This window comes from Vibrio sp. 1401 (assembly GCF_033340295.1).
Genome location: NZ_JAWOWF010000009.1, coordinates 96,536 through 108,863, shown reverse-complemented (window position 1 = coordinate 108,863; position 12,328 = coordinate 96,536). Strand labels below are relative to the sequence as shown.

Annotated in this window: 11 protein-coding genes; 1 reads left to right on the top strand and 10 read right to left on the bottom strand. The window is 46.1% G+C overall.

Annotated features, from left to right (window positions below; genetic code table 11):
• Nucleotides 1-343: 343 nt before the first annotated feature.
• The 9 genes from R7Z77_RS07485 to R7Z77_RS07445 all read right to left on the bottom strand — a co-directional run bounded on the left by R7Z77_RS07485 (nucleotide 344) and on the right by R7Z77_RS07445 (nucleotide 9,260).
• On the bottom strand, nucleotides 344-760 hold the full coding sequence (locus tag R7Z77_RS07485; protein WP_012841836.1) for a membrane protein: 417 nt from the start codon (nucleotides 758-760) through the stop codon (nucleotides 344-346).
• Nucleotides 744-1,796 (bottom strand): formate dehydrogenase subunit gamma, encoded by a 1,053-nt coding sequence (locus R7Z77_RS07480; RefSeq protein WP_064353916.1) that lies wholly within the window; start codon nucleotides 1,794-1,796, stop codon nucleotides 744-746. Before R7Z77_RS07480 ends, R7Z77_RS07485 begins: the two co-directional genes overlap by 17 nt.
• Before the next feature lie 14 nt (nucleotides 1,797-1,810).
• On the bottom strand, nucleotides 1,811-2,419 hold the full coding sequence (gene fdh3B / locus R7Z77_RS07475; RefSeq protein WP_005377536.1) for a formate dehydrogenase FDH3 subunit beta: 609 nt from the start codon (nucleotides 2,417-2,419) through the stop codon (nucleotides 1,811-1,813).
• 11 nt (nucleotides 2,420-2,430) lie between these two features.
• Entirely contained in the window at nucleotides 2,431-5,286 is a 2,856-nt protein-coding gene (locus tag R7Z77_RS07470) for a formate dehydrogenase subunit alpha (RefSeq protein WP_213967706.1), read from the bottom strand.
• Between the two features lie 10 nt (nucleotides 5,287-5,296).
• Complete coding sequence (locus R7Z77_RS07465; protein WP_005377542.1) at nucleotides 5,297-5,497, bottom strand: twin-arginine translocation signal domain-containing protein; 201 nt, start codon at nucleotides 5,495-5,497, stop codon at nucleotides 5,297-5,299.
• 73 nt (nucleotides 5,498-5,570) lie between these two features.
• A complete protein-coding gene (locus tag R7Z77_RS07460) occupies nucleotides 5,571-6,197 on the bottom strand; it encodes a molecular chaperone (protein WP_005377544.1) in 627 nt (208 codons plus the stop codon).
• 9 nt (nucleotides 6,198-6,206) lie between these two features.
• Nucleotides 6,207-7,868 carry a 4Fe-4S dicluster domain-containing protein gene (locus tag R7Z77_RS07455; protein ID WP_017634908.1) on the bottom strand — a complete coding sequence of 554 codons (1,662 nt, stop codon included), beginning with the start codon at nucleotides 7,866-7,868 and terminating at the stop codon, nucleotides 6,207-6,209.
• Nucleotides 7,869-8,176: 308 nt separating this feature from the next.
• Entirely contained in the window at nucleotides 8,177-8,806 is a 630-nt protein-coding gene (locus R7Z77_RS07450) for a DUF3306 domain-containing protein (RefSeq protein WP_213895587.1), read from the bottom strand.
• A complete protein-coding gene (locus tag R7Z77_RS07445) occupies nucleotides 8,796-9,260 on the bottom strand; it encodes a DUF3305 domain-containing protein (protein WP_005377550.1) in 465 nt (154 codons plus the stop codon). The genes R7Z77_RS07450 and R7Z77_RS07445 overlap by 11 nt, the downstream gene beginning before the upstream one ends.
• Nucleotides 9,261-9,583: 323 nt before the next feature.
• Here R7Z77_RS07445 and R7Z77_RS07440 point away from each other — a divergent pair, with 323 nt between their 5' ends.
• Entirely contained in the window at nucleotides 9,584-10,408 is an 825-nt protein-coding gene (locus tag R7Z77_RS07440; RefSeq protein WP_017820681.1) for a formate dehydrogenase accessory sulfurtransferase FdhD, read from the top strand.
• 240 nt (nucleotides 10,409-10,648) lie between these two features.
• On the opposite strand, the gene R7Z77_RS07435 is transcribed toward R7Z77_RS07440, so the two are convergent.
• A complete protein-coding gene (locus tag R7Z77_RS07435) occupies nucleotides 10,649-12,241 on the bottom strand; it encodes an ABC-F family ATPase (RefSeq protein WP_025766654.1) in 1,593 nt (530 codons plus the stop codon).
• Nucleotides 12,242-12,328: the final 87 nt, after the last annotated feature.

The window sequence follows — 12,328 nt, the reverse complement described above, 5'->3', positions numbered from 1 at the left end:
TGCCTTAATCAAACATCCTCCGATAGAGATTCCTCTGTATGCGTAGACTGAATGTATTGATGGCAATTTTCACGTATGCAACTCTTTGAATTTCTGAGCGCAGCGTACTTTAACGGGACGATGAATCCTGAGTAAATGAACAATAGCGTGAGTGAGACTAATGTCTCATCGTGACGCGATTTTTTTACATGTTTCTTACTTAACTATGATTTTCTGCCCAGTTACGTAAATTCACTCAATAAGTTGCATCAAGTATCACCACTGCGACTCAACGCTTCATATTTGAGACAAAACAGCAACAAAAAAACCGCCTATTACGGCGGTTTTGCTTAAAGAATACTGATTAAAGGTTTGGACCTGTCGATGGTCTGTGTGGTTGGTTATTCCGCAGTTGCTGCATCCCTTGAAACATTCGCATAAACCACACCAAGATGGCTAATGCAGCAAACACCATCCCTACCCAAGGAATAAAGTAAGCGATGGTTTCAAGCAAAGTACTATGCAACCAATAATCACTCACGCCAACGAGTACACCGTTAGAAGTCGCGACGGTGACGATCAACACAACAAAAAACGTCAGGTAGAGAAAGAAGGTGCGAATTAAACCGTAGTAATGAGAAATCACTACGTCGCTGTCTTCTCCCTTATCTAATCGGTAACCCGCATAGATAATTGCGATAACGCCTGAGATCAGAAACGTAAACGGGGTCAGACAGCTCAGGATGTACGCAACCCAAATCCCGTTATGAGGTTTGTTCATTCGCTTTCGCTCCTTTTACTTCCGTTTGTGCCGTATCTGTTTCACCCATCGCTTCTTTGGACTTCACTTCCTCATACCAAAGATCGTGATGCTCTTTCGCCCATGTCTCGTCAACTTCACCAGTCACCATGCCTTCTAGCGCACCTTCCATACCGAATAGACCAATATAGATGTGGAAGATAAAGCCACAGATTAGAATCAGCGCCGAAATCGCATGAACTAAGTTAGAAAGCTCCATGTCACGGCGAGTTTGGCCAAAGATAGGAAAGTCCAGAACTAAGCCACTCACTGCCGCGATAGCACCAAAGAAGATTAACAACCAATAGATTGCCTTCTCACCACCGTTTGAGAAACCAGCTGACGGATGTGTGCCTTTGTATTTACCAACCATGCCGCCCATTTTCATAAACCAACGAACATCTGTCATGTTTGGAATCGACTTGCGCCACCATTTAAAGAGCACGAGCATCAGTAAAATGAAGAACAATGGTCCCATGTAATTGTGGTACTGCTTCGCCAACATGACGATAAAGCCCCAGAACTCAGTAGGAACGTACGGTTTTAAGAAGTGCTTACCGTAAACCAGCATCAAACCACTGAATGCCAGCGTTAAGAATGTAAACGCCATACTCCAGTGAAGCGCGCGGTCTAAACGAGACCAACGCTTCATTTTTTTACCAGTACGCGGCTTGCTAAGCATCAAAGGACCAACGAATACGTAAGCCATGATTACCATTGCAATACTGCCGAAAATCGCGACAGCACCCGCTGGAGACATCCATTTCTCTTTTAGAATGTACCAAGTCTCACCAGGTTTACTGATCAATACGCCATGTTCTGGCGATTGAGACGTGGTGTAGCCTTCTTGCCCCTCTCTGACTTCGCGCCAATAGTCTGCCCCGGCGAGTTGCGTGATCTCCTGTTGAATAACTTTAGAAGATTGTTCCTCTGCTGAAGCAGGCATTGCGAAAGTCAGCAGCAATGCTGTCATCATTGACAGCATTGCTAAAGATGCACGTTTAAGCGTGTTTAACATGTGCCTCTCCTTACTTAGCTTTTCGTCGCATCGTAAGAAAGATCGTTTCCGTCTGTCCAACCTGCGTTTTTCGCGCCGCGTTCTACCACACGTTGACGGAAAATGTCAGATACTTTCTCTGCGTCACCCGCAAGCAGCGCTTTAGTTGAACAAAGCGATGCACACATCGGTAACTTGCCTTCTGCGATACGGTTCGCACCGTATTTTTGACGTTCTTCCTCAGAGCCAGGCTCTGTTTCTGGGCCGCCCGCGCAGAAAGTACATTTATCCATTTTGCCACGTTCACCAAACGCTTCTTGTTTAGGAAATTGAGGTGCGCCAAACGGACAAGCAAACAAACAGTAACCACAACCGATACACAGATCTTTATTGTGAAGAACGATGCCGTCTTCGGTATGTTCGAAACAGTCTGCTGGACAAACTGCCATACAAGGTGCATCGGTACAGTGCATACAAGCAACAGAGATAGAGTTTTCACCAGCTTCACCGTCGTTTAGTGTTACCACGCGGCGACGTTGAATGCCCCATTCAAGCGCATCGTCGTTTTCGTTCTTACATGCAGTAACACAGCCGTTACACTCGATACAGCGTTTGGTGTCACATAGAAATTTCATTCGTGCCATTGTCAGACTCCTTACGCTTTACGAATGTTACATAGGGTTACTTTGGTTTCCTGCATCAAGGTAACCGGGTCGTAACCGTAAGTGGTTGCCGTGTTAGCCGATTCGCCAACAACGTAAGGTTGTGTACCTTCTGGGTATTTAGGGCGTAGGTCTTCACCTTCGAACTTACCGCCAAAGTGGAACGGAATGAACGCCAAACCAGGTTTCACACGACGTGTTACCATCGCTTTCACCTTGATTCGTCCTTTCTCTGCACCTTCAACCCAAACATCATCACCATCTCTAAAGCCAAGATCGTTCGCGTCTTTCGGGTTCACTTCAACAAACATTTCTTGTTGAAGCTCGGCAAGCCAAGGGTTTGAACGCGTCTCTTCACCACCACCTTCGTATTCAACCAGACGGCCAGAAGTCAGAACGATTGGGTACTCGCCCGATTTGTCTTGCTCTTGAATGGATTTATACAACGTAGGAACACGGAAGATTGCATCTTTGTCTTCCCAAGTTGGGTAATCCGTTACAAGGTCACGACGTGGTGTGTAAAGTGGTTCACGATGCAGTGGCACACGGTCTGGGAACGTCCAAACAATCGCACGCGCTTTCGCGTTACCAAATGGAATACAACCGTGCTTGATCGCGACACGCTGAATACCGCCAGAAAGGTCAGTCTTCCAGTTTTTACCCTCTGCTGCCACTTTCTCTTCAGCAGTTAAGTCGTCCCACCAACCAAGTTGTTTCAACAACTTGTCAGTGAACTCTGGGTAACCGTCTTTGATTTCACAGCCTTTCGAATAACTGTCTTCTGCAAGAAGGCTCTTGCCTTCAAATTCCACACCAAAGCGCGTACGGAAGTTACCGCCACCTTCTGCAACCGTCTTAGACGTATCGTACAGAATGTGTGTACCTGGGTGTTTCATTTCTGGTGTGCCCCAACATGGCCAAGGTAGACCGTAGGTTTCACCGTTGACAGGGCCACCTTCCGCTTCCAATGTGGTTTTGTGGAACGTATGCCAGTTTTGTTGGTGCGCTTTCAAACGCTCTGGGCTTTGGCCTGTGTACCCAATCGTCCACATGCCTTTGTTGAATTCACGCGTTAGGTCTTCAATCACCGGCTGGTTGTTTTCAACACGGATGTTTTTGAACAGAAGATCGGAATAGCCCAGTTTCTTCGAAAGCAGGTACATGATTTCGTGGTCTGGTTTTGATTCAAACAAAGGTTCAATCACCTGATCACGCCATTGTAGAGAACGGTTAGATGCGGTAACGCTGCCGTGTGTTTCAAACTGTGTTGTTGCAGGAAGCAGGTAAACGCCGTCGGTACGGTCGTTCATTACCGCAGCAACCGTTGGGTATGGGTCCACAATCACCATCATGTCCAACTTCTGCATCGCTTTTTTCATCTCAACACCACGTGTTTGAGAGTTCACTGCGTGTCCCCAGTAGAACATTGCACGGATGTTTTCGCGTTGACGAATGTTGTCTTTGTTTTCCAGTACACCATCAACCCAACGAGATACAGGAATACCTGCACTGTGCATTGGTTTCTGACCGCTGTAAGCGTTGTCATCGAAACGACCTTTGATCCATTCGTAATCGATTTCCCACACTTTTGACCAATGACGCCAAGCGCCTTCAGAAAGGCCGTAGTAGCCAGGTAGCGTGTCAGAAAGTACGCCAAGGTCGGTTGCGCCTTGTACGTTATCGTGACCACGGAAGATGTTTGCACCGCCGCCTGATTTACCAATGTTACCAAGCGCTAGCTCAAGCACACAGTAAGCACGTGTGTTGTTGTTACCAGTAGTATGCTGAGTACCACCCATACACCAAACAATGCAGCCTGGGCGATTTTCAGAAAGCAGTTTTGCTGTTTGGTAAACGTCTTCTTCGCTTACGCCTGTTACGCGCTCAACTTCTGCTGGCGTCCATTTCGCCACTTCAGCACGGATCTCATCCATACCGAATACACGTTGACGGATGAACTCTTTATCTTCCCATTGGTTTTCGAAGATGTGCCACAACACACCCCAAATGAATGCTACGTCAGAACCAGGACGAAGTGATACATAGTGATCCGATTTTGCTGCCGTACGTGTACGACGAGGATCCGCTACGACGATCTTACAGTTGTTCTTCTCTTTCGCGATCAGAATGTGCTGCATCGCTACTGGGTGTGCTTCAGCTGGATTTGAACCAATGAATAGCATCGACTTACAGTTGTGCATGTCATTGAAAGAGTTGGTCATCGCACCGTACCCCCAAGTGTTCGCTACACCCGCCACGGTTGTTGAGTGACAAATACGCGCTTGGTGGTCAACGTTGTTCGTACCCCAAAGTGATGCCATTTTGCGGAACAAGTACGCTTGTTCGTTGCTGTGCTTTGCGCTTCCCAAGAAGTAAACCGAATCAGGGCCGGACTCTTTACGGATGTCCATCACCTTGTTACCGATTTCTTCGATCGCTTGATTCCAACAAAGCTTTTTCCACTTCCCGTTTTCAAGCTTCATTGGGTATTTTAGACGACGCTCACCGTGACCATGTTCACGCAGTGCTGCGCCTTTTGCACAGTGACCACCGGCGTTAAATGGGTGGTCGAATGCAGGCTCTTGACCCGTCCAAACACCATTTTGAACTTCTGCGTAAATACCACAACCCACTGAGCAGTGAGAACAGATAGTACGTTTTATTTCTGTTTTCGCTTCTGGATCGACTGATTTTGCTTGCGCTTTTTTCATCATTCCCGGTGCGAATAGACTAGCACCAACCACTGCGCCACCAGCGGCAAGCGAAGTGTTTTTCATGAATGCACGACGAGATACGCCAAGCTGATTCGTTTCTTTGCTCACACTGTCGGAGCGTTTGACAAGTTTCATCCGTTATCTCCTAAAGTGTGTCGTAGTAATCGCGAATGTGTTGAGTTTCACGATACCCTTTCTTCTTCACGTCATTTTCAGAAGGCTCAACCGTTTCTGAAGCAACGGCCACTTTCGTGGTTCCCGCAACAACAGCACCGGCAACGGCAGCGGTTGTGAAGCCTTTTAGGAGATCCCTACGGCTTGTGTTTATTTCTTTATTATCTTTCATCATTGCTTCCTTACCTTACGGTAGATCTTTGGAGACTCATGCCTCTCTATCGATATGACCAAGTACTGCTCGATTACTCGTAATCAGTGACGTTTTTCACATCAATTTTTAATTTGTTCTTACTGCTTTTGGTGTTCACGCTAAAGCGCACTTGCTCTAACGTTAAAAACGCATCGCAAAGCTGTGCAGCTGGCTTGTAGAAGTTCACGCTTTCTGCGCTCTCTAGTTGGCGCGTAAAAGATTGGAACCAAGGGGCGATGTGTTTGTTAAACACCGCTTGTTGAAGTTCTTCCTCTTCACCTGTCAGCATTGCCATCACTTCGCACAGTGCAGAAATATGGTCTTCAGGCTCTTTCACGTTCTCTTCTCGTTCGATGCCTAAAAGATCCAAATCGCGACGAATTTCCGCTAACGGTTTTTCCATCATCGAGCCAGTGCGATGCCAAGATCCGAATGGCACAACTTCACCACGTCCAATGCCAATAAACAGATCTTGATATTCTTCTTCTAACGCTTCTCGCTGCGTTTCGTTCGCGGCTTGTTGCAGTGCGAGCCAAGCTTTTTGCATCGCGCTCTCAGACGGTTCAATTTCTAGCGACTTCAGGAACGCCAGCATTTCATCACTAGGCGCACTACGAAAAAGTGCAGATAGTACGAGATAAATGTCTGTTCTCAGTGTTTGTTCTTGTTGTGTGTCCACTGCGAGCTCCTAGTATTTCAGTTGTTTCATTGGGTCTTCTGCCATCGACTCAAACATGTCGATCACACGGCAGTCTTCACACATCGCGATACGATTGATCGCCGCTTCATCAGAGAAATGAGAGTGACCGCGTAACTTGTTTTGTAGCATGTCGATCATCGATTGCGGAGCAAAAGGCTTGTGACAACGAATGCACTCGGCTGCCTTTTCTTCATGAATCACAACCGCTTTCTGGCGTTCTTCTTTCACCCAGTTCATACGAGGAGTAAGCGTCAGCACTTTCTCTGGACACGCTTTCTCGCACAGCCCACATTGAATGCAGTCTTGCTCGACGAATTTAAGCGACGGAGATCGACCGTCCGTATGCAATGCACGTGTTGGACACACCGCCACACAGCTCATACACAACGTACAACCTTTACTTTCACAAGAGACTGTGCCGTAAGGTGCGTTCGCTGGAAGTTCAACAATGTTCTCAACTGGAATACGTGATGCGGACAACGCATCCAACGCCGTAAATAGACGCTGACGTTTGTTGCCTTGCAAGTCTCCTAATGCCAAATCAAAAGACTCGGTACAAAGTGTCGGAGCACCTTCACGTAGTGACTCTAGATACAGAATGTCGATGGTTTCTTTGGCGATACCAAGCTGACCGAGCAGCTCTTGAGCAATACCTACTTCGCTATTAAGCACACGAATAATGGTTTGAGGCATAAAACGTGAAGCCGCAAACAGCACCTGAGTAGCACCATTCACAAGCGCGGCGAACCAAGTATCAATACCAACCGAAGGCAGTTCTTCCACCACAATTGGAATCACATTATCTGGCAGTGCTTTTAGTGCCATCACGTTGTAGCTCTCGTGGCGAGAACTGCAAATCAATACGATAGGATCTAAACCACCCGCTTGCTCATAGTTGGCGAGCGTACGTTCAATAAACTTTTGCGTATCTTCAGGGTTTGGCAGTGCGTAATGAATCGCTTCTGTCGGACACGCTGTAGCACAAGTACCCACGCCTTGACATAGGTATGGGTTGATCTCGATGCGATGGCCCGTTTTGTCGCTGCCTTCACTCGATAGTGCCCCTGCCGGACAAGCATCCACACACCGTTCGCAACCTTTTACGCCACGAGAGCTGTGTGCACATAAATCGGTATCTAAACGGAAGAATTTCGGTTTATCGAACGTCCCCATTAAGGTTGGAATCTCTTCCAACGCTTCAGCCAGTTTCGGATAGCCACGACCTACTGGGTAGTAGCCCGGTACTGGGACTTCTTCCGACATGCAGCTGTTAAGGCAAAGATCGAGTACGATATCGAAACAATCGCTATTGATCGCGACCTTGGCAAGATTGTTGGTCGAACCATGATTTTCAATCAGAACTTCAAACGTACCTAAGAACCCTGAAACCTGAACCGAATTGGCGTAATAAAGCTCGGGATTTGTGCCCTTTTCGCCATCGGTAGAAAGCAGCGTTAGGCTGTTCATTTGCGACAATTGCGCTGCCGCACTTTCGATGATTGCTGTTGGGCCCACAATCAAAGTATTACCGCCGCTTTCATAGCTTACGGTTGGTGGAATAAGATTGGTCAACTCTACGGTATTTTCGAAAGCGTACAGCCTCGCTTTACCGTTATTGGAAGTTGCTTGTTCTAATAATTGTTTCAGCATTGCTCAATTCCATTTATGAACATGGATAGTCTTTTCCATCTCTTAGTGTAGTTAGCGCCGGAGATTCTGCTGATTAACTTATCAATGGGCATTCTTATTCCGCCTTCTACAGGCGATGAATACTACGCAGTGCGTCCGTACTAACTTCAACCAGATTGGTATTGATCAACAAATAGCAAGTGTCATGCCAACAAAATATCAACTAAAAATCAATAGGTTATCAATTTTACTGACAAATAGTAGGGATAAAAAAACCGGTTGAGACATTTTGTCTCAGCCGGTTCATTGAGTGTTTAGTCAAAATGTACCTATTCTTTGTGTGGTATATTTTGTCTCACCTCGTTAGGCTGTGATTCTTCAGCAAAAGTATCACTTTCACTAGGCACTGTATTTATATACGGTTCATTTTCATCTTGAGTAATTTGGGCATTTTTGTCGGTGTTTGACTCTGCGTCTTCAACTACCTCAGATGCGATATCGTTAGCGTTAATCTCAGACCCTTGCGCAGTTTCAGCATCTGGTTCGTCTTCCACTTTGTCTTTAACCCAATCACGCAGCGTCTCAGCGACGTCTTGAGAAAGTGACTTTAAGTTACTGTAATCATCATCGTAATCGTCTAGGCCGTCACGCACGTTAAATTCTTCGGACAAGAACATTTTGCGCAGCGCAGCTTTCTTGACACTTTCTGAAGCTTCAGAAACCAGCAGTTGCGCCACAGACATTTCTTCAGTCTTTTCAGTCCCTACACTCGCGGTAATGTCTGGAGCCTGACTATCCTCATTGACGTTCAAAGCATTTGAGCTTTCGTCAGCGTTTGAAAGCGCTGTGACACTATCTTCGGATTGCGCCATCTCTGCTATCGGCGTGATCTCTTCAGCATGTTGGGAAGATTCTTCTAGTTTACGTTTCGACCAACGGCTTAAAAAACTAGTTGCCATTTGCTCTGCCTGCTCCTTTGCGTTTCTTGCGTCTTACTTCTAACAACTCACCGTGACGACCAATAAAGGCTTCCATCCAAGCCTGAACGGCTAACGGCATATCGTTAGATAGTACAAGGTTATCACCATCCATATATTGCGCCGCAACAGATTGTGAAGCCGTCAGTAACTGTATCGCTGGTTTTTCACCAGACTCGACGTTATCCATCACTAAAAAGAGTTTAGGTTGCTGAGAGCTTAAGTTAAAGCGGTAGTCTGTACGTTCATCTTTATGTAATTGCAACGGACAAACATCTGGAGTCTCTTCCGTCGGATTCAGCGCAAATCCTGTCAACTGCCATTGCGTTGTCACCCAAATCCCTGTACTGATCTCATGCTCAACAAGCTCTACGCCGATTGGCCATGTATCCTCAGTCTTTTCGTAATTTTTTTCGAAATCTTTCTTATCCGACATAACTCACCCAGTCTTTCTATTTTTGGTCTGAAAACACACAGGATATTTTGCCCCCGTTTTCGACCATTTTTATTGTCTTCGAAGCAATAAACGCGCCAAGCTGATATAACTTAGTCTATATACTCCCTCAGGCTATAAGTACCAAACTAGACGAAACTCAAATGTACTGATGTGTCATTACTGCGAACTCGCAGTTTTAATGCATTGTTGACATAAAACCTCGCAATTTCTGTGGGAACCGCTATTTTGGAATGAGATTTGCTAGCCACTTAAAAAGCTAAAATGCGTAGCAACCTAACGCTCTTAATCACTAGGACACGACTGTGCTGAAACCAAATATTATTAAAACCAGTGAAAATCCCCTGCAAACCATTGAAGTCGATGTGTACGACGAGTACGGCGAAAAGCTCACGAAGCAAATCGCTTGCGAGCGTCCTCTTACGGTCATGCTGAACTGGAAAGAAGTGGTCACGCTCATGACGCTAGGTTCGCGTCCAGAAGCACTAGTACTCGGTTATTTAAAAAACCAAAGCTTCCTGTCCGATCCAGCCGCGATCGAATCCGTTATTATTGACTGGGAAACGCATTCCGCAGCGGTGATTACTAAAGAAAACACTGAGCACTTAGAAGGCGCCCTGAAAAAGAAAACCGTCACCTCAGGTTGTGGTCAAGGCACTATGTATGGCAACGTGATGAAGCAGCTTGAAAATTATCAAGTGCCTCAAGTTCCTCTTAAGCAGTCAGAGATTTATTCTGCGCTGGAAGCGTTAACTCATTACAACGACACCTACAAAAAAGCGGGCGCAGTACACGGCTGTGCGGTTTGCAAAGGTAATGAAGTGTTGTCATTTGTGGAAGATGTCGGCCGTCACAACGCAGTGGATACACTTGCAGGTGAGATGTGGCTCAAAGAAGAAACAGGTGAAGATAAAATTTTCTACACAACTGGTCGCCTTACATCAGAGATGGTGATTAAAGTGGCTCAAATGGGCATTCCTGTTCTGCTTTCTCGCTCTGGCGTTACTCAAATGGGGTTAGATCTAGCGAAGCAATTTGGTATTACGACCATTGCGCGTGCGAAAGGTTTGCGCTTCCAAGTGTTTACAGGAGCCGACAAGGTTGAATTTGATGTAAAAGGCAACCAATAACACCTTTTCAGTGTAAACTAAAACCAATAATGCGGATTCACAGAGGATGTGGACTATGAATAATGACCAATTGTGGAATTTTCTGCTTACGCCCAGCGGTATCATGCTTTCTATGATTATTACCTTTGGCGTGGTCGGGCTCTATGCGTATATAACCGGTCAGTTTAAGGATTAAGGCCAAATATCAAAAAAGCCTCGCTAAATAGCGAGGCTTTTGCTTTTTAAACGCTTTGCGAGTAATTACGCGTCAACGCCACGAGATTTTAGGAACTCAGAGTAAGTGCCTTTAAAGTCTGTGATTTTACCATCGCGGATTTCGATAATACGCGTTGCTAACGAGTCTACGAATACACGGTCGTGAGAGACGAAGAACAACGTGCCTTTGTATTGCTCAAGCGCGGTGTTCAAAGATTCAATTGATTCCATGTCCATGTGGTTGGTTGGTTCGTCCATTAGCAGCATGTTTGGCTTGTGCATCATTAGCTTACCAAGCAGCATACGACCTTGCTCACCACCAGACAGTACTTTTACTGACTTCTTAATGTCATCTTGACCAAACAGCATACGACCAAGGAAACCACGAACGACTTGCTCATCATCACCTTCTTGACGCCATTGACCCATCCAATCCGTTAGATTCATATCTTCTGCAAAGTCATGCGCGTGGTCTTGCGCGTAGTAACCGATGTTTGCATTTTCAGACCATTTGAACTCACCAGCACGCGGTTCAAGTACACCAGCAAGCGTGTTTAGAAGTGTTGTTTTACCCACACCATTTTCACCGATGATCGCAACGCGCTCTCCCACTTCAAAAATTGCATTGAAGTCTGAGAACAAGTCCTCTTCAAAACCTTGGCTCAGGTTTTCTACAATCAGAGCGTTACGGAACAGCTCTTTAGACTGTTCAAAACGAATGAATGGGTTTTGACGACTAGACGCTTTCACTTCGTCCAATTTGATCTTGTCGATTTGCTTCGCACGAGATGTCGCTTGTTTTGCTTTCGATGCGTTTGCAGAGAAACGCGCAACGAAAGTTTGTAGCTCAGCGATTTGTGCTTTCTTCTTAGCGTTGTCGTTTAGTAGACGTTCGCGAGCTTGAGAAGCCGCCGTCATGTACTCGTCGTAGTTACCTGGGTAAACACGTAGTTCACCGTAGTCCAAGTCAGCCATGTGTGTACATACTGAGTTTAGGAAGTGACGGTCGTGCGAAATGATGATCATTGTGCAGTTACGCGCGTTTAGCGTGTCTTCCAACCAACGGATTGTGTCCATGTCCAAGTTGTTGGTAGGTTCGTCAAGAAGCATCACATCTGGGTCTGCGAATAGAACCTGCGCTAGAAGCACACGGAGTTTCCAACCTGGTGCTACTTCACTCATTAGACCGAAGTGTTGCTCCATTGGGATACCTACAGCAAGAAGAAGCTCGCCCGCTTTGGCTTCTGCCATGTAGCCGTCCATTTCAGCAAACTGAACTTCTAAGTCAGCCACTTTCATGCCGTCTTCTTCGCTCATTTCAGCAAGTGAGTAGATGCGGTCACGCTCTTTCTTCACTTCCCATAGCTCTTTATGACCCATGATAACGGTATCGATTACAGTAAATTCTTCGTAAGCGAACTGGTCCTGGTTCAGTTTTGCAACGCGCTCGTTTGGATCGTAGCTTACGTTACCACTGGTTTGCTCAAGCTCGCCGCTGAGGATCTTCATAAAGGTTGATTTACCACAACCGTTAGCTCCAATTAAGCCATAGCGATTGCCTTCGCCGAACTTAACTGAAATGTTTTCGAATAGCGGCTTAGCGCCGAATTGTTGAGTAATATTCGCTGTGGAGATCAAAACCTTTACCTTAGCAATTGGGGTGTATTTAGAAAAACCGGGCAACGGTACTTGTTCATGCTACATACTGCAAGTGTTGTTTTTATT

Coding starts and splice junctions, on each gene's coding strand:
- R7Z77_RS07485 (WP_012841836.1), bottom strand. CDS start 760: ATGAACAAACCTCATAACGGGATTTGGGTTGCGTACATCCTGAGCTGT.
- R7Z77_RS07480 (WP_064353916.1), bottom strand. CDS start 1,796: ATGTTAAACACGCTTAAACGTGCATCTTTAGCAATGCTGTCAATGATG.
- fdh3B (WP_005377536.1), bottom strand. CDS start 2,419: ATGGCACGAATGAAATTTCTATGTGACACCAAACGCTGTATCGAGTGT.
- R7Z77_RS07470 (WP_213967706.1), bottom strand. CDS start 5,286: ATGAAACTTGTCAAACGCTCCGACAGTGTGAGCAAAGAAACGAATCAG.
- R7Z77_RS07465 (WP_005377542.1), bottom strand. CDS start 5,497: ATGAAAGATAATAAAGAAATAAACACAAGCCGTAGGGATCTCCTAAAA.
- R7Z77_RS07455 (WP_017634908.1), bottom strand. CDS start 7,868: ATGCTGAAACAATTATTAGAACAAGCAACTTCCAATAACGGTAAAGCG.
- R7Z77_RS07450 (WP_213895587.1), bottom strand. CDS start 8,806: ATGGCAACTAGTTTTTTAAGCCGTTGGTCGAAACGTAAACTAGAAGAA.
- R7Z77_RS07445 (WP_005377550.1), bottom strand. CDS start 9,260: ATGTCGGATAAGAAAGATTTCGAAAAAAATTACGAAAAGACTGAGGAT.